Annotated in this window: 31 protein-coding genes and 1 tRNA gene; 30 read left to right on the top strand and 2 right to left on the bottom strand. The window is 41.6% G+C overall.

What is annotated here, in order from left to right; genetic code table 11:
* The first annotated feature begins 20 nt into the window (after positions 1-20).
* The 12 genes from terS to MHH26_RS12750 are packed head-to-tail and all read left to right on the top strand — an operon-like array spanning position 21 to position 9,200.
* Positions 21-665 (top strand): phage terminase small subunit, encoded by a 645-nt coding sequence (terS, locus tag MHH26_RS12805; RefSeq protein ID WP_307500152.1) that lies wholly within the window; start codon positions 21-23, stop codon positions 663-665.
* An 8-nt stretch (positions 666-673) separates the two neighbouring features.
* Positions 674-1,975 (top strand): PBSX family phage terminase large subunit, encoded by a 1,302-nt coding sequence (locus MHH26_RS12800; protein ID WP_307500687.1) that lies wholly within the window; start codon positions 674-676, stop codon positions 1,973-1,975.
* The gene (locus tag MHH26_RS12795) at positions 1,972-3,429 is read left to right on the top strand and encodes a phage portal protein (protein ID WP_340973610.1); all 1,458 of its coding nucleotides are present in this window, start codon (positions 1,972-1,974) and stop codon (positions 3,427-3,429) included. The genes MHH26_RS12800 and MHH26_RS12795 overlap by 4 nt, the downstream gene beginning before the upstream one ends.
* A 38-nt stretch (positions 3,430-3,467) precedes the next feature.
* A complete protein-coding gene (locus MHH26_RS12790) occupies positions 3,468-4,556 on the top strand; it encodes an XkdF-like putative serine protease domain-containing protein (protein ID WP_340973609.1) in 1,089 nt (362 codons plus the stop codon).
* Positions 4,557-4,578: 22 nt separating this feature from the next.
* Positions 4,579-5,502, top strand: coding sequence for a phage major capsid protein (locus MHH26_RS12785; protein WP_034659746.1), 924 nt, complete (start codon positions 4,579-4,581; stop codon positions 5,500-5,502).
* 13 nt (positions 5,503-5,515) lie between these two features.
* A complete protein-coding gene (yqbG, locus tag MHH26_RS12780; RefSeq protein WP_034659745.1) occupies positions 5,516-5,899 on the top strand; it encodes a protein YqbG in 384 nt (127 codons plus the stop codon).
* Positions 5,896-6,252, top strand: coding sequence for a YqbH/XkdH family protein (locus MHH26_RS12775; protein WP_307500148.1), 357 nt, complete (start codon positions 5,896-5,898; stop codon positions 6,250-6,252). The genes yqbG and MHH26_RS12775 overlap by 4 nt, the downstream gene beginning before the upstream one ends.
* Positions 6,249-6,746 carry an HK97 gp10 family phage protein gene (locus tag MHH26_RS12770; protein WP_340973607.1) on the top strand — a complete coding sequence of 166 codons (498 nt, stop codon included), beginning with the start codon at positions 6,249-6,251 and terminating at the stop codon, positions 6,744-6,746. Before MHH26_RS12775 ends, MHH26_RS12770 begins: the two co-directional genes overlap by 4 nt.
* A 4-nt stretch (positions 6,747-6,750) precedes the next feature.
* Positions 6,751-7,206 carry a phage tail terminator family protein gene (locus MHH26_RS12765; protein WP_334750360.1) on the top strand — a complete coding sequence of 152 codons (456 nt, stop codon included), beginning with the start codon at positions 6,751-6,753 and terminating at the stop codon, positions 7,204-7,206.
* On the top strand, positions 7,193-7,405 hold the full coding sequence (locus tag MHH26_RS12760; RefSeq protein ID WP_003212736.1) for a hypothetical protein: 213 nt from the start codon (positions 7,193-7,195) through the stop codon (positions 7,403-7,405). Before MHH26_RS12765 ends, MHH26_RS12760 begins: the two co-directional genes overlap by 14 nt.
* Before the next feature lie 3 nt (positions 7,406-7,408).
* The gene (locus MHH26_RS12755; RefSeq protein ID WP_340973605.1) at positions 7,409-8,755 is read left to right on the top strand and encodes a phage tail sheath family protein; all 1,347 of its coding nucleotides are present in this window, start codon (positions 7,409-7,411) and stop codon (positions 8,753-8,755) included.
* Position 8,756: 1 nt separating this feature from the next.
* Positions 8,757-9,200 carry a phage tail tube protein gene (locus MHH26_RS12750; RefSeq protein WP_340973604.1) on the top strand — a complete coding sequence of 148 codons (444 nt, stop codon included), beginning with the start codon at positions 8,757-8,759 and terminating at the stop codon, positions 9,198-9,200.
* Positions 9,201-9,492: 292 nt separating this feature from the next.
* Here MHH26_RS12750 and MHH26_RS12745 read toward each other — a convergent pair whose 3' ends face one another.
* Positions 9,493-9,582: a putative holin-like toxin gene (locus MHH26_RS12745; protein WP_081311383.1), complete on the bottom strand. Its 90-nt coding sequence runs from the start codon at positions 9,580-9,582 to the stop codon at positions 9,493-9,495.
* 152 nt (positions 9,583-9,734) lie between these two features.
* On the opposite strand from MHH26_RS12745, the gene MHH26_RS12740 reads away from it, so the two are divergent.
* The 18 genes from MHH26_RS12740 to MHH26_RS12655 all read left to right on the top strand — a co-directional run bounded on the left by MHH26_RS12740 (position 9,735) and on the right by MHH26_RS12655 (position 24,138).
* A complete protein-coding gene (locus MHH26_RS12740; protein WP_334750349.1) occupies positions 9,735-10,175 on the top strand; it encodes a phage tail assembly chaperone in 441 nt (146 codons plus the stop codon).
* Positions 10,176-10,216: 41 nt separating this feature from the next.
* Positions 10,217-10,354 (top strand): hypothetical protein, encoded by a 138-nt coding sequence (locus MHH26_RS12735; protein ID WP_095285871.1) that lies wholly within the window; start codon positions 10,217-10,219, stop codon positions 10,352-10,354.
* The gene (locus tag MHH26_RS12730; protein WP_445661637.1) at positions 10,355-14,512 is read left to right on the top strand and encodes a transglycosylase SLT domain-containing protein; all 4,158 of its coding nucleotides are present in this window, start codon (positions 10,355-10,357) and stop codon (positions 14,510-14,512) included. It begins immediately after the preceding gene.
* Positions 14,505-15,173, top strand: a complete 669-nt coding sequence (locus tag MHH26_RS12725) for a LysM peptidoglycan-binding domain-containing protein (RefSeq protein ID WP_003213616.1) — start codon at positions 14,505-14,507, stop codon at positions 15,171-15,173. The genes MHH26_RS12730 and MHH26_RS12725 overlap by 8 nt, the downstream gene beginning before the upstream one ends.
* 11 nt (positions 15,174-15,184) lie before the next feature.
* Positions 15,185-16,195 carry an XkdQ/YqbQ family protein gene (locus MHH26_RS12720; protein WP_044140764.1) on the top strand — a complete coding sequence of 337 codons (1,011 nt, stop codon included), beginning with the start codon at positions 15,185-15,187 and terminating at the stop codon, positions 16,193-16,195.
* Entirely contained in the window at positions 16,192-16,458 is a 267-nt protein-coding gene (locus tag MHH26_RS12715) for a DUF2577 family protein (protein WP_034659738.1), read from the top strand. The genes MHH26_RS12720 and MHH26_RS12715 overlap by 4 nt, the downstream gene beginning before the upstream one ends.
* Positions 16,459-16,472: 14 nt before the next feature.
* A complete protein-coding gene (locus MHH26_RS12710; RefSeq protein ID WP_307500142.1) occupies positions 16,473-16,895 on the top strand; it encodes a DUF2634 domain-containing protein in 423 nt (140 codons plus the stop codon).
* A complete protein-coding gene (locus tag MHH26_RS12705; protein WP_307500141.1) occupies positions 16,888-17,937 on the top strand; it encodes a baseplate J/gp47 family protein in 1,050 nt (349 codons plus the stop codon). The genes MHH26_RS12710 and MHH26_RS12705 overlap by 8 nt, the downstream gene beginning before the upstream one ends.
* Entirely contained in the window at positions 17,921-18,844 is a 924-nt protein-coding gene (locus tag MHH26_RS12700) for a YmfQ family protein (protein WP_340973602.1), read from the top strand. Before MHH26_RS12705 ends, MHH26_RS12700 begins: the two co-directional genes overlap by 17 nt.
* 11 nt (positions 18,845-18,855) lie before the next feature.
* Positions 18,856-19,239: a phage tail-collar fiber domain-containing protein gene (locus MHH26_RS12695; RefSeq protein ID WP_003212666.1), complete on the top strand. Its 384-nt coding sequence runs from the start codon at positions 18,856-18,858 to the stop codon at positions 19,237-19,239.
* Positions 19,240-19,512: 273 nt separating this feature from the next.
* A complete protein-coding gene (locus MHH26_RS12690; RefSeq protein ID WP_340973601.1) occupies positions 19,513-20,661 on the top strand; it encodes a hypothetical protein in 1,149 nt (382 codons plus the stop codon).
* Positions 20,662-20,663: 2 nt separating this feature from the next.
* Complete coding sequence (locus MHH26_RS12685; protein WP_340973600.1) at positions 20,664-21,011, top strand: hypothetical protein; 348 nt, start codon at positions 20,664-20,666, stop codon at positions 21,009-21,011.
* Complete coding sequence (locus MHH26_RS12680; RefSeq protein WP_340973599.1) at positions 21,012-21,158, top strand: XkdX family protein; 147 nt, start codon at positions 21,012-21,014, stop codon at positions 21,156-21,158. It abuts the gene before it with no gap.
* A 146-nt stretch (positions 21,159-21,304) separates the two neighbouring features.
* Positions 21,305-22,390, top strand: coding sequence for a pyocin knob domain-containing protein (locus MHH26_RS12675; RefSeq protein WP_340973597.1), 1,086 nt, complete (start codon positions 21,305-21,307; stop codon positions 22,388-22,390).
* 135 nt (positions 22,391-22,525) lie between these two features.
* A complete protein-coding gene (locus MHH26_RS12670) occupies positions 22,526-22,738 on the top strand; it encodes a BhlA/UviB family holin-like peptide (protein WP_034659732.1) in 213 nt (70 codons plus the stop codon).
* 12 nt (positions 22,739-22,750) lie between these two features.
* The gene (locus MHH26_RS12665) at positions 22,751-23,014 is read left to right on the top strand and encodes a phage holin (protein WP_003212734.1); all 264 of its coding nucleotides are present in this window, start codon (positions 22,751-22,753) and stop codon (positions 23,012-23,014) included.
* 19 nt (positions 23,015-23,033) lie between these two features.
* Positions 23,034-23,837 (top strand): peptidoglycan recognition protein family protein, encoded by an 804-nt coding sequence (locus MHH26_RS12660; RefSeq protein ID WP_340973595.1) that lies wholly within the window; start codon positions 23,034-23,036, stop codon positions 23,835-23,837.
* A 112-nt stretch (positions 23,838-23,949) separates the two neighbouring features.
* Positions 23,950-24,138, top strand: a complete 189-nt coding sequence (locus MHH26_RS12655; protein WP_340973594.1) for a hypothetical protein — start codon at positions 23,950-23,952, stop codon at positions 24,136-24,138.
* Between the two features lie 53 nt (positions 24,139-24,191).
* Here MHH26_RS12655 and MHH26_RS12650 read toward each other — a convergent pair.
* A tRNA-Ala gene (locus MHH26_RS12650) sits at positions 24,192-24,264 on the bottom strand.
* Between the last annotated feature and the right edge of the window lie 47 nt (positions 24,265-24,311).

Below are 24,311 nucleotides of genomic sequence, written 5' to 3'. Positions count from 1 at the left end.
GAGGCGGCAGGTGAATGTAAATGAAAGATAAACAGATAGGAGCCAAGCAAGATTATATGAAAGGGATGACGTACCAGCAAATTGCTGATCATTACAATGTCTCGATCCATACCGTGAAATCATGGAAAAGACGATACGGATGGCAAAGGCAAAAAGGTTCGTCAAAGCAGGCACACTCGATCTTCAATCAGTTTCTTTCAGATGAAACAATTGAAATCATGGAGAAAATGGCCGAGCGTACATCGCTTGATTTAATCTGGGATCAAATTCAAATTCAATATGCTGCCATTATTCGGGCGCAGCGCATCATGTATGTGTCAGATCAAGATGACATGATCAAAGAGCTGAAAAAGGCGGCATACATGCCTTCTTCATTAGAAGAAACAGTAGAAGGCATTCAGCCAGAACAAGAAACCAGCACAGAAGAATATTCGTTTCAATTTTCGTGGGATCGGCATGCCACCTTTTTAAATGCCCAATCCCGTGCAATGGGAGAGCTCAGGCGTCTCATTAAACAGTTTGAAGAGCTCGCACATGCGAAGGATGAACGAAGATTAAGGCTAAAGCAAATTGAACTGACCATCGAAAAAACAAAAAAAGCAGTGCGCGAAGAAAAAGAGGAAGATCTTCACATCATGATCAAGCGAAAAGAGGATAACTCATGACGTCATTGATTGAAAAAGAAGTCAATCCTCACTTTGAACATTTTCTATTCGATTGGAATCAAAAGTTTCAATTTTTAGTAGGCGGCTACGGCTCCTCGAAAAGCTATCACATTGCGTTAAAACTCATTTTAAAGCTGCTGGAAGAAAAACGGACAGCACTTGTCATTCGAGAAGTATATGATACGCACCGCGAATCAACATTTTCTCTCTTACAAGAGATCGTCAGCGATCTTGGCATCGGTCATGTGGTGAAGTGCCGCAGTTCGCCGCTTGCCTTGACGTTTCGAAATGGCAGCAGCATCTTATTCAAAGGGCTGGACAAGCCTGAGAAATTGAAATCGATCAACAACATCTCGATCATTTGGATTGAGGAGTGTTCAGAGGTTTCTTATGAAGGCTTTAAAGAGCTGCTTGGAAGGCTGAGGCATCCGTCCTTACCGCTTTATATGATGTTATCGACCAATCCTGTTGGTCAAGATAATTGGACGTACAGACATTTCTTTCGAGATGAACAGCTGAAGCGATTTGTCCTAGATGACGAAACCTTATACAAAAAGCGCACCGTTGTGATCAGAGATACGTACTATCATCACTCCACAGCGGAAGATAATCTATTTCTCCCTAAAAGCTATGTGAAGCAGCTGGATGAGCTGAAAGAATACGACCCAGACCTCTATCGAATTGCGAGGAAGGGCTATTTCGGCATCAATGGCACAAAGGTTTTTCCTCAATTTGAGGTAAGAAATCATTCTGATGTATTAGAAGCGATTCACCAGATTGACCGGCCGCTGAAACGAGCAGGCATGGATTTTGGATTTGTTGAATCATACAATGCGCTCATTCGATTAGCCGTCGATCATGAAAAAAAGTACTTATATATTTACTGGGAATATTACGACCGCGGGAAAACAGATGATGAAACAGCCGTTGATCTAAAAGAGTTCATTGAATCAAAGGAACTCATCAAAGCTGATGCAGCTGAGCCTAAAACCATTCACTATTTTCGGCAGCGTGGATTTCAAATGGTGGCAGCACATAAATATCAAGGCTCCCGTTTGCAGTATACAAAAAAGATCAAACGGTTTAAGAAAATCATTTGCTCTGATGCTTGTCCGTACACAATCTATGAACTTCAATCACTGACCTATAAGGCAGATAAGGATGGCCGTTTAGAGGAAGATGCATTTCAAATCGATCCGCACACATTATCAGCCATTTGGTATGCGCTGGATGATTATGAAGTGACGGATTTGAAACAGACCGCCTCGGAGCGTGTCCGCCCAAACAGAGAGAGGAGGTCCATACAATGAAACAATTGAAAGCAACGATTATGAAGGCAAACATGTCTGATCATACAAAACAAATGTATGCAGATGAATTTTCCTATGAAAAAGATGACATTGTTCCCCCGCCTTACAACATCAATGAATTAAAAAGCATGGCAGAATATTCAACCATTCTTCAGCAATGTATTGATGCGTACAAAACGAATATTTTAGGCTTTGGATTTGGAGTGGAATATGCCTTTGACTTTAATGCAGAAGGTGTAAAACCGGCAAAAAAGAAAGCCGCAGAAAAGGAATGGACAAGACTTGAAGAGTTTACGAAGTACATGAACTATGATGAGTCCGCTGATGTGATTCTTGGCTATGTCCTCGAAGACCGAGAGAAAACGGGCAATGGTTTTTTAGAGGTGCTGAGAGATGGACAAGGAAAGCCGGCAGGAATCGAGTATTTAGATGCGCTTCATACCCGCATTTGCAAGCTTAGTGAGCCAATCGACGTCGAATTCAGGTACACCGAAAATGGCGAAATGAAGACAATGAATCGAAAGAAACGATTCCGTAAATATGTACAGGTGATCAACGAAAAGAAAGTCTTCTTCAAGGAGTATGGTGATCCGCGCATTTTGCACTGTGAAACAGGCAAATACGATGACACCACACCAGAGCCGCTTCGCGCAACAGAAGTGATTCATTTTAAAATTGGCAGTGGAACGTATGGGATTCCCCGCTGGATTGGCAACATCGTCAATATGTACGGAGCACGCAAGGCAGAGGAGCTGAACTACCTTTATTTTAAACAAGGGCGGCATGTACCAGGTGCCATTATTGTCGAAAATGGCATGCTGTCAGAATCCTCTTATCAGCAGCTTCAAGATTATATGGACGATATTGAAGGATCTGATCATGCACATAAGTTTCTATTGCTTGAAGTTGAAGGTCTACCGACAGAAAAAGGGTTAACGGGAGAAGAAGATGTCTCAAATGTCAAAGTGAACTTTAAATCCCTAGCCGAGATCCTGCAAGAAGATGCGCTCTTTTTAGAATACGATGAAAAAACAAGAAACAAAATCCGCTCTGCGTTTCGCCTTCCTCCAATTTACACAGGTGAGTCTCAAGACTATAACAAAGCGACAGCAGATACGGCGCGTAAAACAACAGAAGAGCAGGTATTTCAGCCGGAACGGCATCTCATCACAGGAAAACTCAATACTCTTTTCCTGCCGGATCTTGATATTTGGCATGTCCGTTTTCTATTAAATGGCCCTGATTTTAGAGACCCATTAGAGATTGCGAAAGTACTGACGCCATTTATTCAGGCTGGGGCAGTGTCACCTAACGATTTGCGCGATCTAGCAGGAAGAATTCTCGGAAAAACGCTAGAAGAATGGCCTGAGGAACTATATCACCGACCTTTAGAAAGCCGCATGAAATCAGCTGAAGAAAAGTCTCAACCAGAGCCGGACCAGCTGACGAAATAAACAGAAGCGCGTGCACTTTTTTGAAAGGGGGTGAACATATGCCAAGAGAACTAAAAAACGCTAAAATTACGCATGTTTCCTACGTGGACAAAGCAGCGAACAAGAAGAAATTCTTTTTGATGAAAGCAAAGAAAAAGCGGCCTGACTTTCAAAAGGAGGTCAGTGTCCTAACAAAGGCTGAAGATGCTCATCGCCTCGTGTACGGTGTCGTGTATGAACCGAATACGCCTGATGCACATCAAGACTTTATGACAGCCAAGGAAATTGAAAGAGCGGCACACGGCTTTATGAAGGATGCCCGTCATATTGACAAGCAGCATGATTTTCAGGATGGTGTTGGCGAAGTGGTTGAATCGTATATTGCTCCGGCTGATGTTGAAGTGGGCGGGGAGCTGATTCGAAAAGGATCTTGGGTGCTTGTGACAAAAGCTTCCCAAGAGATTTGGGATCAAATTCAAAAAGGCCACATTACAGGCTATTCAATGGCTGGAACGGCGGACATCGTCGCCATAGAAGAACAAGATCAGCTTCTATCTCAAGGCACGAATGAGAGAGGGCTTTTTTCTTTGCTGAAAAATTTCTTTTTAAAAGAGGAAGGTGCAAACATGTCACAACCATTTTGGAACGTTTTAGACCATCTGCTGGAAACCTTACAGTCAAGTGATGGTGATGAGGCGGATGTAAGAGCTGCCTTAGAACAGCTCATTTCAATCATGCAGGACATCCTGAAGACAGAGGATGTACTTCAAACGATTGGTGAAAGGTCAGCCGCCGTACAAAAGGAAGATGCTGCTTTGACGACAGATCAAGTACGAGAGCTCGAAAAAGCAAAAAAGGCCATCGAAAACGTCTTACAGCAGGCTGAACAACAGGAAACAGATCAAACCGGGGAAGAACCTGTCCAAAAAGTGCTCGAGCAAGTCGTTGCACCGATTCGTCATCAGCTCTCTTCCTTAGAGAAATCAGCCAGCAGAGAAAAAGCAGCGGTGCAGGAAGTGCTTGAGCAGCAGCTTTTGCCTATTTCAGAGCGAATTCACATGCTTGAAAAGGCGCGGGGCATGTCAAAACAGACAATCCACGATACACAAAACGACACGACAACACCCATATGGGATGGCTTACTATAAGCCTAAATAAGGAGGAAACAGTGTGAGAAATCAAGAGTTGATTCGCAAGGCTGAAATGACACTTGCCAGCTTAAAAACCGGCGGTCTCATGAACGCAACCCAATCCAACACATTCATTAGAATGATGCAAAACACACCAACCGTTTTAAATGATGCACGCATCATTCCGATGGAAAGTGATTCACAAAAAATCGAAAAAATTGGCTTTGGCCAGCGTATTTTGCGCCCAGCAGAAGAAGGCCAAGCGCTTGATGCAAAAGACCGTGTTGTCCCAGCGACAAGCACTGTCCAGCTAAATGCGAAAGAGGTCATTGCAGAGATTCACATGACCTACGACAGCATTGAAAACAATATTGAAAAAGACGGAATCCAGCAGACAATTATGCAAATGCTGGCTGAACGAGCGGCGGTCGATATTGAAGAGCTCATCGTCAATGGGGATACGACTTCATCAGATCCATTTTTAGCCCAAATGGATGGCGTGAGAAAACAAGCAGTATCTCATATTGTTGATGCAAATGGAGCGGAAATTAGCCGCCAAATGTTTAAACAAGCCTATAAAGCGATGCCGTCAAAATATTTACGTGTACCTCAGGATTTCCGTTTCTACACATCCCCAAGTTTAGAGGTTGAGTGGAAGGATCAAGTAGCAAACCGTCAGACAAATCTCGGAGATGCGGTCATTCAAGGCGGACTTTCTTCTGCATTCGGTGTGCCGGTCAAAGGTCTTGCCAATATGCAGCCATATGACGAAGCGGGAACAGACGTATCAGATATTTTGCTGACACACCCTAAAAATATTATCGTAGGTTTTTCTCGTAATATTCGAATTGAAGTAGAAAAAGATATTCGCAGCCGTAAATTTATTATTGTCCTGACAGCGAAGCTAGACAGCAAATTTGAGGAAGAGGATGCTGTAGCAAAAGTGATGAAAGTGAAAGAGTAGGTGACGGCAGGCCATGATTATTTCTCCTGAAGAAGTACAAGCCTATTCTGTATTTGAGCGTGTGAAAAATCGCTCTGTAGAAAGACTGACAGCAGATATTATCGAAGCCGAAGCTGCGGTATTTCAGATCGTAGGTCATGATTTCTCAAGCGAAAAATATCAGCCCCTTCCTGAAAAAGCAAGAATCGCATTATTAAAAATGGCCCAATATTTTGCCATGCTGAATGATGACGAATCTATGATGAAAGGCTTTACGTCAGAAAAAATGGGTGATTATTCATATGCGAAGGCAGCTGATCAAGTGAAAGGCAAACCTTATGTATATGCCCTGCTTGTCGATTACATTGAACCATCATTAACTGGCGGCAGTACCAAATTAAAGGCGAGATCATTATGAGTTATCACTCTTTATTAACAGACCGCTGTGATCTTTTTCACCTTGAACATCAGGAGGCTTCCCGAGGAAAATTCGGGGTTCCAGCTGATGACGTACAAATGACTCTTTCCTATCCCGATGCTCCTAGCCTGACAGATCTGGCTTGTTATGTCATAGAAAAGAATCAGTCCCTTGTGCAAGAAGAGCCGAATACAGTTATTTATCAGTCCTATCTTGTCCATTTCCCTTTAGCAAGTGATATTCGCCTGCATGACAAAATGGTGTGGAACGGCGTCTCACTTAAGTTGCAGCAGCCCAAAATAGTGAAAAATCATCACATTGAAGTGATGGCAGTCAGGAAGGAAAATCTATGAAAATTGATGGACTTGACCGGCTGCTTTCACAGCTGGAAACAGCGTGTGCCGGCGGCTTAAAAGCAGAATATCAAGATTTGTTGCAAGACATGTGCCTAGAACTTTTGGACATCATTCAGGATGAGCTAATCAAGGAGAATGCTGTCGATACAGGCCGGCTTCTAAGCTCCTTTACGCAAGGAGACAAGGAGAATCATTTTCTTATGTCAAAAGGTGGTCTCACGCTTGAAGTGGGAACGCAGCTTGAATATGCCTCCTATGTCAATGACGGACATGCTACTTCTTCAAGTGAAGAGCGAAGATGGGTGCCTGGCAGATGGGCTGGCAGCCGCTTTGAATATGATCCGAATGCAAAGACAGGAATGATGCTTGCCTCTCAATGGATAGATGGAAATGGCTACTGGGATCATGCTGTCATGCTCTATGAGCAGATGTTTGAACAGTCGCTGGATCGAAAGCTTCAAAGCTGGTTCGATCGACATTTTGGGAGGTGATGAAATGAATCAAGAAGTCGGGGCAATCATGCATTATATTTACACACACTTTCCTGTGACAATGTATGATCGACTTTTGCCAGAGCGTTTTCAAGTGCCATCCGTTTATGTGCCGCCCGTAACAGTCATCAGCGGTCCAGATACGGTATCTACGTTTATGAAATCTTATTCGCTGCAAGTGAAAGTGTTTCATATGGATTCAGAAAAAGCGCATGACGCAGCAGAAACAATTGTTGATGCATTGCTTGCTGATCGTCAAATGATTCAGATGATGAGTGAAGATGGAGAGGTGCTTGATGATTATGTCCGCATAAAAAGAGTGGAAACCAGAATGATAGATCAAGGCGTAGCAGCGATTGTCCTGACGTGGGATAGCAGTTATTGGTACAACCGAGACAAACAAGCAAGCCTTGAAGATATCAACTTTTCAGATGGAGTGATCAAACGTGAGCAAGACTAAAAAAGCAGAGCCCGCTCAAACAGCTGGCGAAGAAAAAGAATTTGGCTTTTCATTTGAAGCCTTAAAAGAGCACAGTAAGGATCTTTTTGGGGTTAAACCAGAAATCCTTGAAGGTGCTCTTTTTTATATCAAACATCAACCAATTACAAAAACAGAAGCGAAAAAGCACATTGATGCTTTTTTGTCCAAGGAGGTTTAAAGGATGAACGGAGGCACATTTACACCAAGTACAGAGAAAAAGCGTCCTGGCATTTACTTTAATTTTAAAACAACAGCAGAGCAGCGAATTACTTTAGGCGATCGAGGTACGGTGGCACTTCCTCTTGTGATGAGCTGGGGAGAACCAAAAACCTTTATTTCCGTTTCCAATATGGAAGACTTAAATAAAAAGGTTGGACTCAACATTGATGACAAGTCACTTCTTCTTTTCCGTGAAGCAAAGAAAAAAGCACAAACGGTCTTGCTTTACCGCCTAAATGAAGGGGAGACGGCCAAAGCCGAAATCGCTGAAAATTTTGTGGTCACAGCCAATTATGGCGGTCTAAAAGGAAATGAGATCACTGTACAAGTGGCAGAAAATGTACTTGATAGCACAAAGCGTGACGTCATCACTTATCTTGGAACAGATATTGTCGATAAGCAGGTTGTCACGGATGTCAAAGATCTTGTGAAAAACAAATATGTTCATTTTTCTGGTGAAGGTGAAGCCGTCATCACAGCTGGTGTGGCACTAAGCGGCGGGAAAAATGGTGTGGCAAGTGTCGCAGATTATACAGCTTTCCTAGAAGCAGCAGAAACAGAATACTTTGATGTTATTGCTCTCCCGATCGATAATAGTGAGCAATTAAAAGCGACCTTCGCTTCATTTATCGAGCGTTTACGTGATAAGCAAGGACGTAAGGTGCAAGGAGTTGTGGCCAACTATGCAGCTGACCAAGAAGGCATCATCAATGTGACAAGCGGTGTTGTGCTGGAAGATGGAACAGAACTAACGCCTGCTCAAGCAACAGCATGGGTCGCAGGTGCAAGTGCAGGTGCAAACTTCAATCAGTCACTGACCTTTGTAGAATACGAAGGAGCAGTGGATACATTAGAACGCCTTGATAATGATCAAGTAGAATACCGATTATCACAAGGGGAGTTCCTGTTCACCTTTGATGCGAGAGATCGTACCGTGAGTGTTGAAAAAGATATTAACTCCTTGACAAGCTTTACAGCTGAAAAGAACCAGCAAATGGCGAAAAACAAAATCATTCGTGTGCTTGATGCGATCAACAATGATTTGACGTTCGAATTAAAAAATCTGATTAAATTACGCAAAGCCAATGGCAATGACATTCCAGCATCAGATGATGGGGTGCAGCTTGTGAAAACACTGATTACTCAGTATCTCACACAGCTTCAAGATGGCAGCGGCATTACAGGCTTTAACTCAGAAACAGATATCGTGATCGGTCTCAATGAAGATCGTGATGGATTTATCATCGATCTAGCGGTTCAACCAGTAGATGCAGCAGAAAAATTTTATTTCAATGTGGAGGTGAAGTAAGATGGCTTTTAAAGCGCAAAATACAATTTCAGGTAAAGAAGGTCGTCTTTTCTTAGAAGGTGAGGAGCTTGCCTTTATCAAAACGTTTGAAGCAAACGTGGAGAAAAACAAATCAGAAGTCAACGTAATGGGCCGCCGAATGACTGGTCATAAAACAACAGGGGCAAACGGAACAGGAACGGCAACATTCTATAAAGTCACGTCACATTTCGTTCAATTAATGCTCAACTATGTGAAAAAAGGGGAAGACCCATATTTCACTCTTCAGGCTGTAATTGACGATAAGTCATCAGGCCGAGGCACTGAGCGTGTGACATTATTTGATGTCAACTTTGATTCAGCTAAAATCGCTGGATTGGATGTTGATTCAGAGGCGCTTGAAGAAGAAGTTCCGTTTACGTTCGAGGACTTTGATCTTCCTGAAAAGCTGAAGAATTCTTTCTAATTACAATTGAAAAAGGCATTACGAATGACGAAAATATATGTTATTTTTATTTTATTCAACGATATGGTATAATTTTTCATAGTTACAGAGTAGCTACAAAAGAGTTACTGTGTAACCCCAAAAAGTTTCTTAGAAATATGTTTACATGCAAAGTACTTTGCATAAAATAAAAAGAAGCCAGGATGCGTCAACATCCCGGCAATGTACAATGAGGCCCTCAAGGGGCTGGCTAATCAATTAGATAGTTTTAAGGATAGACTTTCCCTTCAACCGTCCAAAGCTCAAGGGGAGTCTATTTTTTGTCTATATACGTCAACAGGGCAACGATAAATGACCCGAATGCAAGCATTAACATAAGCGCTTGAAATGTTGACATGAGCATCACCCCCTTCCTATCGGGGATGAGCCAGACACCCTTGAGCAAGCCATTCAATTGTACAACCTAAATTATACATGAAAAGATTGGAAAGCACATTTAAAAAATGGATGTGCTTTTTTGCATTCAAAAAAACATAACAAAGGGAGTTTTTAAACATGACCGAAAAACAAACATTTGATCTTTCATTTTTTATGCCAGGACAAACAGTAGAAGCGGAAGAGGTCAAAGTACCGATTTCTAAGCGTTTTGTTGATAAAAAAGGGAATGTCATTCCTTTTGTCTTTAAAGCCATTACAACTGAACGCATTGATGAACTGGAAAAAGAAAATACGACCTTCAAAAATGTCAAAGGCAGAGGCCGCGTAAAGGACTTAGACAGTCAGCGCTTCTACGCACGAATTGCGATTGAATCGACCATTTATCCAGATTTCCGCTCAAAGGAATTAAGGGAAGCCTACAGCACACAAGATCCAGTTGAAGTAGCAAAACGCGTCCTGTCAGTTGGCGGTGAATATGCGAACTGGTTAAACAAAGCCATTGAAATCAACGGATTCGAAGACGAAATTGAAGATTTAGAAGAAGCAGCAAAAAACTAATAAAAGATGGGGATAAAGAAGCCGTGTTTTTATATTACGCCATGCACGAGCTTCACTACTCCCCATCTGAACTCCTAGATTTATACGAATCACCAAGACCGTTCAAAGCATTCCTATTCGGACTCATCAGCTACAAACTAGACATGCTAGAAAAAGAAGCAAAGAAAGGAGGGAAATAATTGGCGAAACTCACTGCACGATTTGAATTAGAAGACAAAGTATCGAAGAAGCTTATGCGCATTCAAAAACGATTTCAAACGTTTGAGAAGCAGCTAAAACCATTTAGAAAACCAGTGAAAATAAACCTGGAAATAGATGAAAAGAAGTTAAGAAACTTCAGTTTATCGCTTCGGAAAATTTCAGTATTTTCCATGAGACTGGATCAGGGAATCTATCGTGATTTAAAAGCATTAAACAATCAGTTAAATATGCTCCCAAATCATCTGGTCATATCCATTCAAGCGAAGGGACTAGATGTCATTAAATCCAGCATAAATCGTTTAAAACAAGCGGGAATAAGCCCCATTCTGCTGACGTTTAAACTAAACGATCAATTGTCAGGTAAAATGTCATCGATCAAAAAATCTATCCTTCAGCTCATGAACAGAACGTATTATATGAGATTAAACATGGTTGACCAAGCCACCGCTGCAATTCAACGAATCAAAAAGACACTCAAAAGCTTGACGATGTCTAAACACGAAATCAGAGTGTCTGTTCAAGACAATGCAAAGAGTAAGTTGAAAAAACGAGATCAGGCTGAGTCGGTTGTGAAAGAACAAAACATAAAAAAAGAAACTGAGGCTGTTAGTCCGTCAGTGAAAACGGAAGATCCTAAACAGAGCTGGCTCCAGAACCTTGCCAATAAGGGATTAAGTGAAATTCAAAAATATGCAGGTGATGTTGCAGATAAAGTGAAGGAAAAATTGAATCCTAGAAAGTTTTGGGATGAAAAGGCACTTCCTTGGGTTGAAAATAAAATAGAAGAGTACAAGCAAGACGTGATCGGAAGAATTAAAGAGAAAATTAAATTTAATCCTGAAGAAAAACTAGATCAATTGGTGAAGACTGGATTAGATCGTCTCTTTGGTGCAAGTGATCAATCAAGTGAAAGTGCCACTCCAGCACCAACAACAGCACCAACAACAGCACCAACAACAGCACCAACAACAGCACCAACATCAACACCAACAACAGCACCAACATCAACACCATCAAATCCAGCTCCCAAAACGAAACCTCAGCCGCGAGGTGGAAAAGGCTTGTTTCGCAATAGTTGTTGCCCCTGTTGTGCAAGAGGTTTAAGCAGGGGAGGATCTACTAAAACTAAAAATAGAAATGGTCAATCACCAAGACAATCCACAAACCCAAATGCCACAACAAGAACCGAAATGAATAGAAGACCTCCAAGTAGATTAGGGAAACTTAAAACAAATGCAGGTAAATTATTTGGAAAAATTCCTAGTGGACTAAAGAAAGGTGCGGGTATCGCAGCTTCAGTTGGCGGACTTACGGGTTTAGTGAAAGGTAGCAAGGGGTTAAGTGGATTAGGGAATGCGATGAAGAGTATAGGTAAAGGGAGCGGCAAGTTATTAAAGAAAGTACCTATTCTAGGAAGTGTACTTAGTGCAACAAATCTAATCGGTATGAACAAAGAGAATGCTGGTGAAAAGATTGGTACGACTGGAGGCGGAATCGCTGGCGGGATGGCAGGTGCTGCAGCAGGTGCAGCTATTGGAAGCGTAGTTCCAGGGGTAGGTACAGCCATCGGCGGTCTAGTAGGCGGCATCGCTGGAAGTATGGGTGGAGAATCTATCGGTGAAACAATTGGAAAATGGTTTGATGGCGGCGGATTTGAAAAGATTGGCCAAAAAGCCATTGAAATCAAAAATCAAATTGTCGAAGTTTGGTCAACAGTTGCGGCTTGGTTCACAGAAAATGTATGGACACCATTAAGCAATACGGTTGTCACAGTAGCGTCATCCATTTGGTCAAGTTTAGTCAATGCATGGACATGGATACAAGAAACCTTCAGTGCAGTTGCAGGCTGGTTTATTGAAAATGTATGGACACCGCTAAGCGATACAGTCGTCACAGTAGCAACGACCATATGGACAAGTCTAGTTAATGCCTGGACATGGATTCAAGAAACATTTAGTGCCGTAGCAGGCTGGTTTATCGAAAACGTTTGGACACCTCTCAGCGACACAGTTGTTACGGTAGCAACGACCATCTGGTCAAGTTTAGTGAATGCCTGGACATGGATTCAAGAAACGTTCAGTGCAGTAGCGGGTTGGTTTATTGAAAACGTTTGGACACCGCTAAGCAGCACAGTCGTTACAGTCGCTACAGAGATTTGGACAGCATTATCAAATGCATGGAAAACGATACAATCAATCTTTGGAGCTGTATCGTCATGGTTTATGGAAAATGTATGGAACCCACTTGTAGATACGGTAGGAACCATTAAAGATAGTTTCGGTAAAAAGTTTGAAGAAGCGTATAAAGTCGTGACAGATATATGGGATGGATTATCCAAATGGTTTGAGGACAACATTCAAAAGCCGATTGTAAAAGTAGCAGAAGCTATTAGTGATGGGTTTTCTGCAGCATTTGGTTGGGTTAAAAAGATTTTTGACAAAGCAGGCGGTATTGTAGATGTAGTCATAAATTGGATTGTTGGGAAGAAAAAACCCGATAACAATGCCACAGGCGGCTATATCACCCAGCCAACCTTATCATGGGTCGGAGAAGCAGGTAACGAATTTGTTATTCCAACTCAAAATAACCGAGGACGCGGGAAGATGCTGCTTGCTCAGGCTGCTTCTCATCTTGGAATGTCTGTTATGCCAAGCGGAGCAGCTGGAAATCAAGTATCAAGCTCTCCAGCTCCTACAGCAGTAGCTTCATCATCTTCTGTCGGTTCAATAGACGGATCTGTCTCGATGACTGGGAACATTCAAGCCTCCAGCATAGGCGAGCAATTTAATAAGGATTTTGAACAAGGATTAAATCAAAAAGTGATTACACTTGATCAATGGAAGCAAAAGAATATTCAGCAACCTTTTGCTCAATTGACCTCAGACTCAGGTAAGTATGGTCAGCAAACAGTTGCTGCTTTTGCGAATGGTCAGCAGGTGACACCCACAGGAACAGACAGCTTTTTGCAAAGTCGTGTAAAAGCACCATACCAACAAGTGATGACAGCATCACCAACTTGGGGTTCTGGAACAGTTAATGGTTTTGCCACAGGTCAAAATGCCACATCAGTTGGTACTAGCCAATACGTAGATCAGCACATCAAACAACCATTCCTACAAGCAAAACAAGAATCACCAGGCTGGGGCTCAGGAATGATGGATGCCTTTAACAACGGCATGCGTTCAAAAGCAAGTGAAGTCACACAAGCTGCCAAAGAAATGGCGAAGAAAGTAGAGCAGGCGTTTAGAGAGGAATTAGACATTCATTCCCCTTCACGCGTCATGATGAGTCTTGGGAAATTTGCATCGATCGGTGTCGTTAAAGGGCTCGACTCAGTGGATGTGAAAAAGTTTGCTGAAAATCAGGCTGGTTCATTAATCGGAGCTTTCAGTGGTATGGGGGTTTCAGGTCTTAGTGTTCAGCAATGGCTCATGGCAGCTCTCATGGCAACTGGCACATCGATGAACTGGCTTCCAGGTCTTATGACCATTGCACAGCATGAATCGAATGGAAATCCGAGAGCAATCAACTTATGGGATTCCAACGCTAAAAAGGGAACGCCTTCTAAAGGCTTAATGCAAACCATTGGACCGACGTTTAACTCCAATAAAGGCAAAGGTATGAATGACATTTGGAACCCAATTCATAATGCCGTAGCCGCCATTAACTACATTAAGGGCAGATATGGAACAGTCTTCAATACACCGGGATTACGAAGTATGAGAAGAGGCGGGCCTTATAAAGGCTACGCAAATGGTGGACTGATTACTCAGGAGCAGGTTGCTAGAGTCGGTGAAGGAAACAAACGCGAATGGATCATTCCTGAAGAAAGAGGTATTCGCGGAAGGTATTTATTAACGCAGGCAGCCAAGGCACTTGGGATGCAAGTATATGATCCAGCAAATGCGTCTGCACCTTTACCAGAATCACAAATGCAGCAAGTCACCTCAGCTCATTCTTCTAGTGGTACAACAGCGTCAGGCAATAAACAAATTACCATTCAATTCAATGGGGATCAGCATTTCCATAATGGACAAGATCAGCAATCGCTTGTCGAAAAAATTAGACAAATGCTCGTAGATGAACTGGAAGTAGAGCTTCATACAGGAACGAAGGGGGTCGTGATCGATGGGTAAATCAGTGTATCAATTGTGGATTTCCCAAGGAAAGGACAAGTTGCGATTCCCTGTCCTTCCATCCGAACTTGAAATCACAAATAACGTACAAAATGAAACGGTAAAGGTTGCTTCTTTTGGAGAACTGACCTTTATTGATGTCCCATCGGCTAAGCAAGTATCATTCACTTCATTATTTCCTAAGAAATATTCGCCAATTGCTGAATATAAAAGCATTCCATCACCGGAGAATGCGATAGCGAAAATAGAACGAATGATGCGTTCAAAGAAGTCTGTGCGGCTGATTGTAACGGGGACAAAAATCAATATGACGTGCAGCATTGAAAGCTTCACCCATAAAGAAGGGTCATATGATATTGGCGATCGTGAATTTACGATCGAGTTAAAGGAATACAAAACCGCATCGCCTAGGAAAATTAAACGAAAGAAAAAAGCAAAACAAACGAAAAAGAAAAGGCCTTCAAAAACCCCGCCAAAAATGTACACCGTCAAAAAAGGGGATACGCTATGGGCTATTTCAGGCAGATTTTATGGCGACAGTACAAAATGGCGGCGTATTTGGAATGCCAATAAATTAGCGATGATTAAACGTAGCAAACGCAATATTAAGCAGCCGGGGCATTGGATTTTCCCTGGACAAAGGTTAAAAATACCACAATAGGGGGGCTGGCATTGATCGAGCTTTTTGCCATCAGAAGCGGCACCATGTATGAGCTTGTCACAGAGAGTGTGACACTTCAGGGGCAAAGGTATCAAGCCCCTCGCTCTATTCAGGCAAATATTATCACTAAACAAGGCAGTCAAACATATTACCGTGTCTCAGAAGGGGACACGGTTCTTTTTAAATGGAAAGGAAAAGAGCTGTTCAGAGGCATTGTGTTTTCCCGGACGCCTGTTGAAGGGAAGCTGACCTTTACCGCATACGACATGCTTCAATATTTGGTGAAAAACCAAGATGTCTATGTTTTTTCAAAACAAAGAGCAGATCAAATCTTGAGACGGATAGGGGCTGACTTTCAAATTCCAATGACCTCCATCGCCAATACAGGACATGTCATAAAATCACTAGTGTTTAAAAACGATACGAGTTTGTATGACATGATTCTGAAAGCGTTAAAAGAAACAAAGCGTCAAACCGGTAGAAACTATCAAATCTATTCTGCTAAAGGAAAGATGGGGCTGAGAGCTTGGCCAGATCCAGAGGACGTATGGGTCATTGAATCAGGCGTCAATCTCATTGGTTATCAGTACAGCACCTCAATTGAAGAGACAGCCACTCGTGTCAAACTGCGCACGTCTGCAGATGAACAGGGAAAGAATAAGAAAAAAGGCAGCAAATCAGAGATTGTGGTGGTCGAACAGGATAAAGCAGGTCAGAGTAAATACGGTATTTTACAGCATGTTGAGACAGTTACAGGGCAAATCAACCAGCCGCAGCTACAAAAAAGAGCCAAAGTACGGCTGGCAGAGAAAAAAGGCGTGAAACAAGAAGTCAAAAGCATACAAGCGCTAGGCATTCCTGAACTGCAAAGCGGTCTTCCAATCTATTTAAAAATCCCTGAAATCAACGTGAAAAAAACCTACTGGATCGATCAAGACAAACATGAATTCAGTGGGGTGAAACACACCATGACAATTGATGTCGTTGAGAAAAATTCCATTCCAAAGGGTGATCAAGCGTGAGGTTAAGTGAAGCGATTAAACGATTAGCAGTGAATGCTGTAGATGCCGCCTCTCCAATTGATCTCGTGGTTGGAGAAGTCACGGCAGTTTCTCCTGTAAGCATCCGGTTAAATGAAAACCATAAGCTAGTCATTCCGGAAGAATTACTGATTTGGCCAAAGCGCCTAAATAAGGGTGAGGATGATGAACTGAAAAGGGGAGACAGCATTATGGTGCTGGCAATGGCAGGAGGGCAGTCCTTCTACATCATCGACAAATTGTAAGGGAGGTGATGAATGTGGCACTTTCACCAGAGGAAGAAATCGAGGAAATAGAAGAAGAGGAAGAGGTGGAAACCTCGACGACGTATCGAATAGATGTTGAAACTGGCAGACTGACAGGTGAAACCATTTCAGGCATTGAAGCAATTCGTCAATTCGTTTATATGACACTCAGGACAGAGCGGTATGCATATCCTATCTACAGCCACGACATTGGCACTGAAATCCAGGAGCTCTTGACAGATACAGAAGCCACCGATGAATACAAAGAAATGGAGATTCCGAGGCTGCTAGAGGAAGCACTGATCATTGACGAACGGATTGATCATATTGAAGAGTTAGAGGTCACAAAGCAAAATGACTCGTTTCATGTCAAACTAGCTATTGTCACAGATGAAGGCACATTAGAAATAGAGGAGGTGATGGAGGGCGATGTTTGAGGAACAAACGTATGAAGCATTGATAGAAAGAATGCTGGACAGACTGCCAGATGACATAGATAAAAGAGAAAACAGCGTCATTTGGAATGCCTTGGCACCTGCTGCCGCTGAACTGGCCCAGTCCTATATTTGGCTTGATCAAGTGTTCGAGCTGGTCTTTGCAGATACAGCACAAGGAGAGTTTCTAGATCGGCGGGCTGCTGAAGTAGGGATTGAAAGAAAACCAGCGACTAAAGCGATTTGGTCAGCAGCTATTCAGCCGGAGGATATCAACATCCCAGTTGGCTCACGGTTTTTTATTGAAGACGTCTATTTCCAATATTCGAAAGAAGGCACGCTAGAATGCGAGACACCTGGCAAGATCGGCAATGGTCAATTAACAGATCAGCCGCTGCTATCACTTGATACAATTCCAGGACTCGAATCGATTACCATGAAAGAACTGGTGATACCAGGACAAGAGGAAGAAGATGACGCTTCGTTATATGATCGCTACTTAATACGTGCTAGGCGAGAGGCTGTCAGTGCCAACAAGGCGCATTATAAAAAATGGGCTGAGGAGGTGACAGGGGTTGGCAGAGCGAAAGTATTCCCGCTTTGGAATGGAGAAGGAACGGTCAAAATTGTCATCACAGACAGCAATCTAGATGTTGCATCAGATCTTCTTGTTAAAAGAGTACAGGAATATATCGACCCTGTGCCAGGCGAAGGGGAAGGACAAGCGCCTATCGGTTCAAAAGCAACCGTCGAAAGCGCCAAATGGCTGGATATTGACATAGAAGTAGCCGTCGAACTTCAAATGGACTGGACCCTTGAAGGAGCGCAGAAAGAAATAGAAGAAAAGGTCAAAGCGCTGTTGAAATCAATCGCATTTGAAAAGAGTACCATTCGAATGTCCGCCTTAAATGACATTCTGTACCATTCAGAAAGTGTATCAGATTATGCAAACGTGTTATTGAATGGGGAATCGAAAAACTTAGTGTTACAGGACATTGAGATACCGCGTCTGAGGCAGGTGAAGGTTATTGAGCAAACAGGATGAAATGAAAAACTACTTGCCGCCATATTTTACAGAGATTTATGAAGTAGATCATCTACTCAAAACAGAAGCACCGGAGTTTGAGCAATTGGATGAATCCATTTTCGATTTAACGGATCAGTTCTTCCCTTTAACTGCGACATGGGGATTGAATAGATGGGAAAGAATGCTGAAGGTGCAGCGAGAATCAGATGACTCCATTGAACTTCGCAGGGCACGCTTACTCAATATGATGTCAAACATTCCACCGATCACGTATCTTTCATTAGAGAAATCGGTGAATCGCTTTCTCAAAAATCCAAGTGCCATCATCCGTCTCATCACCAATCGCTATCATTTCGCCTTACGTGTGAACCTAGATGACCTGCAAAACACTAGATATATTGTAGAAATACTTGAAACGTTAAAACCAGCGCATTTGGCTTATACGTTCACTGCTTTTCATCATACCGATGTACATGAAAAAAATGACCATCACGGGAGGCTCACACTGCGAAGCAGAGTGGGTTTTTTCGATCATATCCCGATTTTACTGAATGGTGAATTTGTATTAAATGGTACGTTTTATCTTAGCGGGACAAGAGGTTCAACCGATGTACCTGCTCGTTTTCGGCATTCGTTGAAGATGAGAATGCCGCTTCAGCATAAGTCAGAAACCACATATCGCATGAATTATGTCATGACTGGAGCGTTAAATGAAAAAGGGCAAACAGCGGCACTGACTTTACGCACAAAGAACCAGCTGACACATCAAACCAAAAAGAAGATGACGTTCCGATTGCCAGTACATGTCAAAACTGAACAGCGCGGCAGCTTACTGATTAAGGATCATTACTGGATTCTCGATGGATCTGTTCCGCTGGACGGATCAAAAATGCTAGCAGCAACTTCTCAAAAAATAGAGCTATAAGGAGGATCACAATGGCTGATCAATTAACCGTAACAACACTATATGCACGTCAACAAATGGCAAAGGCAAGAGCAGAAGGAACAAAACTCACAAAAGTCGTCAAAATGGCATTTGGAAATGGTGGGACGAAGGATGGGAAACCAATTTCACTAGACGGAACTGAACAAAAACTCAAAAAAGAACTAGTCCAAAAAGAGATTGATTCGTTTACCTTCATGGAACCAGCAAAAATCCGCTACACTTGCACGATCGCCGAAGGAGAACTTGCAGGAGAAGTCATCAACGAACTAGCACTTGTCGACGAAGCCGGCAAATTCACCGCCATCCGCACCATGACAGACAAACAAAAAGACGGCGACATCGAATTTGTTTTTGAGATTGATGATATTTATTAATGGAGTGACTTCAGGAATTAACCCAGTGTTTATTTTTTCAGAAGAATACAGCCAAAGCAGGCGATCTACTTTATAGGAGTTGCTTTGAGTATAGAGGCACTAGGAGCACTTCAATCACATCGTTAGATCAATTTAAAGGTATGTGTGCATCTTTCTTCATATAAAGCCAATCCCACTGGGTTTTAAGTTTAGTAAAAGGTGAAGTCATATATCATTACAAGTAAAAATAGATTAAACAAGCGATTATAGATTTTGAAAGGAGAATGATCAAACATGGAGATTAAGACACCACGAACTTTTAAAACAACTGATAAAGCCCATGCCGACCTATTTAATAATATGGTTGAAGACTTTTTTGACAATGATGTAGGACTATTAGAAGCAATCAATCAACATATTGTTGATACAAATCCACATACGTCTGAAGCAGAAAAGAAAAAATGGAATGATTCTCAGAGCTATAAGATTACTGCAGATAATGGTAGCCAATTAATTAATGTTCCAGCTGATGCTAGGATCTTTGACGCGATAAAAGGGAAAGGAATGTGTACTTTTTATGCAGCTGCTGGAGTTGAAGATTCCCCGACCCCAGCGAATATTTCATTGAGAGGATTACAGACAGTAGGGCAAGATAACATTGGTACTGGCTTTGCTGTAGATATTGCTGGTAATGCTTATAGCTTTTATTATAATTCTGCGCATACTGCTATTAACTGGACAAAGCTTCCGACAGACGCGGAGAGAAATAAATGGAATGAAGGGCAATTATCTAAGATCACTGCAGATAATGGAGGGGTGATTATATCTGTTTCTGATGGTGAAGATTTACTTGAAAAGGTTGTTTCTTTAGGTCCGAGCCATGGTACATTTTATGTCACAGGTAAAGCATTAAACACCCCAACAACTAGATCGTGTCGTGGTATGTATCATTTTACTTCTCAAGATAGCAATGGAAAAGGGACATTTGGGTGGGTTATGGCAATAGATTATAACAATTACATGTATACAAACTATCTTGATTTAAATTTGGGGTGGCAAGGCTGGAAACGTGTTTTAACAAATGCAGAGCAAATAGAATGGAAGTTCCCAACAACAATAATAAACGGATGGAAACAATACAGCACTCAAAAAGTGCAATTTTATAAGAATCCATTTGGAGAGGTAGAGTTAATTGGTTCTATTACAGGGGGGACTATCGGTTTTGAAGTACCTGTTTTTACATTGCCAAGTGGTTATCGTCCTATACAAGGTATGCATTTTATAGGGGTAGCATCTAGTATCGGCGCTGGTTCAACACCACAAACACACAGGACATTTATTGATACTAAAGGTAATGTGTATATACAAAGTGTCTCCAATTCAACAAACCCAAATGAATTTATCACTTTCGGCTTTAAATTCATGGCGGCACAGGAGGGATGAAAGTGAAATGGATATATAAATACGATGAAAAATTTAATTACATTCCAGGAGAAGAAATAGAAATTGAAGGGGACGCAGACATCCCAAAAGGATATACAGATGTAAGACCTCAAGATGGTTTATACAAAGGTAAATACAATGAAGCGAAAAGGGCATGGTATGAGTCGGCAACACAAGAATACATTGATAGTTTGCAGCCAAAACCACTGCCACCATCAGATATTGATTTATTAAAACAGCAAAATGCTGATCTGCTTCAGCAACTGGCAGAGTCAGAAAAGAGAGCAGAAGAACAATCAAAAACAACATCAGAACTTGTCATGCTGCTGACTGAAAAGGGGGTAATTTAATTGGATTGGTTCCGTAGTATTTCATTGTTCTATCAATGGAAGTGTTATGAAAATGAAGACGTAGCAAAATTTGTTCGTTTCGAAAAGATTACGCTGGAACAATACAAAGCAATAACGAAAGAAGAATATCCAACAAACGCTGAATAGGCGTTTTTATTTTGCCTTTGGGAGTAGGATGGAAATGGATTTGCCTCAATATTTAATGACACAAGGCCCATTGCCGTTCTCTTTTGCTGGATTCTGTCTTAATCTCATTGAAACAACTTACGTAATGGTAGAAAGGAGAGTACACATTGGATATAAAAACTCCTCGTTCTTTTGAAACGAGTGATAAAGCTCATGCTGATCTATTCAACGAGATGTTGAAAACATTGCTTCATAACGACACTAGGATATCAGAACAATTAACTCTTCATATGGGGGATTCGAGACAACACTCTTCAGAAGTAGAAAAAAAGAAATGGAATGAGTCGCAGCTGTATAAAATTACAAATGATAATGGAGTACATCTTTTAAATATTCCTGCCGGCTCAAGAATCTTTGATTCAATTAAAGACAAAGGGACATGTACTTTCTATGCGCCCAGTGGAATAGAGGATAGCCCTTCACAATTTGCCATTAGAGGGATTCAGACAGTGGGACAAAATAATGTTGGAACAGGTTTTGCGATAGATACATCAGGTAATGCATATTACTTCTACTACAATTCTAGCCATATATCTATCAATTGGACTCAGCTTCCGACAACTGCTGAAAAAGATAAATGGAACAATGGACAGCTGTATAAATTGACTCAAAACAATGGTAGGCCTATTTATAAAGGGGTAAGTGAAACCACTGACTATAATGAGATTACAGAAACAGGAATGTATCTCATTTATAATGCTGGTTTAAATGGTCCAAAAGAGATCAAAAGGGCATTTATGATAGTGATAAGTTATGGAAATACCCTATTACAAACTATTTATGATGCAGTCAACGGTCTTAATTCTTTTTATAGAATTAGGAAGATTGACTATACATGGACTGAATGGGAAAGGCAGCTTACATCTACAGATTTAGATGCCTCCTGGTATAATGTAAATCTAAATAGTAATATAAAGCAATATTTAGTCAACCCATTAAAATACTCTGTTAGACAAAATATTTTATATTTGAGAGGATCATTTGAGCAAGTTCCGGCTAATGAAACAGAAATTGCAATTTTAACGCAGAAACCTTCTTCTTTAACCGTTTTCACTTGTGCGACGGTTGGTTCATACGGATCTGCAAGGTTGTCTTTATCTAAAGATGGTATTCTAAAATTTGATGGATTAATTGCAAATGATCCGTTAAATGTAACCCGTATTGAAATTAATGAAGCAATTCCACTATGGTAGCTATAATATGGGCAAGCTACTATGACTTTTTTATGTAGTTAATTTGAATCACCGCAGACGACTACCAAGATATAACTGGAGAAATGTACAAAGCCTAATAGCTTTATTTTTTTGCCGGAAAGAAGGTGATTTCAAATGGAAGTAGATGTCGTCCAAAACTTAATGACACAAGGCCCATTTGCCGTTCTCTTTTGCTGGATTCTGTTTTATGTTCTCAACACAACAAAAGAAAGAGAAAGTAAACTCAATGAGCAAATCGAGGCGCAAAATGAAGTGTTAGCAAAGTTTAGTGAGAAGTATGACGTCGTGATCGATAAACTCGACAAAATTGAACGGAATTTAAAATAGGAGGAAAAAATTATGAAAACATTCGACAAAGGCACTGTGATTCGCACAGTGCTTCTTTTTATTGCTCTCATCAATCAAACGCTTGTCATGTTTGGACAGACGGTGCTGCCGATTAGTGAGGAGCAAGTACAAACCGCCGGTGAGGCACTATATGTAGCAGGTTCCACCATTTTTACGATGGTGACAGCTATTATCGCTTGGTTTAAAAACAATTATGTGACCTACAAAGGTCAATTACAAAAAGATACCCTGAAACAAAGAGGGCTAACAAAATAATAGTTGAAGGAGAAACAATATGGTCAATATCATTCAAGCCTACATTCCAAAACACAACCGCAACAGACCAGGAAATAGGATGAAGCCTCTCTATATTACGGTGCATAATACCTCTAACACTGCAAAAGGTGCAAATGCGGGGAGTCACGCTGCGTTTGTTGCACGTTCAAGTACTGGGGTCAGCTGGCATTACACTGTCGATGATCAGGTCATTTATCAGCATTTACCGTTAAACGAGAACGGCTGGCACGCAGGCGATGGCAGGGGCACTGGCAATATGAAATCAATCGGAATTGAAATTTGTGAAAATACAGACGGCAATTTTGAACAAGCAGTCGAAAATGCTCAATGGCTCATTCGGAAACTGATGGGCGATTTGGGGATTCCTTTATCAAATGTAGTGCCCCATAAACATTGGAGCGGGAAAGAATGTCCAAGGAAACTGCTCGGACGATGGGATCAATTTAAAGCTGGAATAGCTACAGCTCATACCGGCAGCAAAAGCACAAGAAAGCCAGTCCGAACAGAAAGCTTGAGCCACAAAGCACCCGTAACCAAACAGAAATCGTCAAATCTGCCATCTGGCATTTTAAAAATAACCAAGCCCTTGACAAAAGGATCTCAAGTGACAGCCGTGCAAAAAGCCTTATCTTCCCTCTATTTTTACCCAGACAAAGGAGCAAAAAACAATGGGATTGATGGCTATTATGGACCGAAAACAGCGAATGCCGTTAAGCGATTCCAGCTCATGAACGGCTTAGCGGCAGACGGGATTTACGGACCAAAGACGAAGAATAAAATGGAACAATTGCTGAAAAAGTGATCATTCATAAAGTGCTATCAGCAGGTGAAGGGATTTTTCCTTGCTGATAGCTAATAAAAAATGACATCATTTGTGATATAATCGACCGAATCTATCATAAGGGGAGAGTAAAATGAAAAAGGAACTGTTCCAAGTCATCATGCTGTCAGTGCTGCTCATCTATTTCATTTATCACGGAATGACGAGCGATTTCCCTGTGCCTTACACAATCATTCTCATCACGGCTTATCTCTCTGTGATCGCGTACCGGATCATAAAGATATTAAGGTTAAGAAAAAACAAAGAACAAACACAACTGTAAGAAATATATACATAAAAAAACCATCCTTGATTTCTCAAGAATGGTTTTTCGTATGGAGCATAGCGGGATCGAACCGCTGACCTCTACGCTGCCAGCGTAGCGCTCTCCCAGCTGAGCTAATGCCCCGAAGTATGACGACATAATTTATTATAATCAATCCTCCTGTAAAATTC

This window comes from Bacillus sp. FSL K6-2839, from assembly GCF_038003365.1.
In the GTDB taxonomy this organism is placed as follows: domain Bacteria; phylum Bacillota; class Bacilli; order Bacillales; family Bacillaceae; genus Bacillus.
The sequence above is the reverse complement of the archived record's forward strand: the minus strand, read 5'-3'. Positions and strand labels throughout refer to the sequence as shown.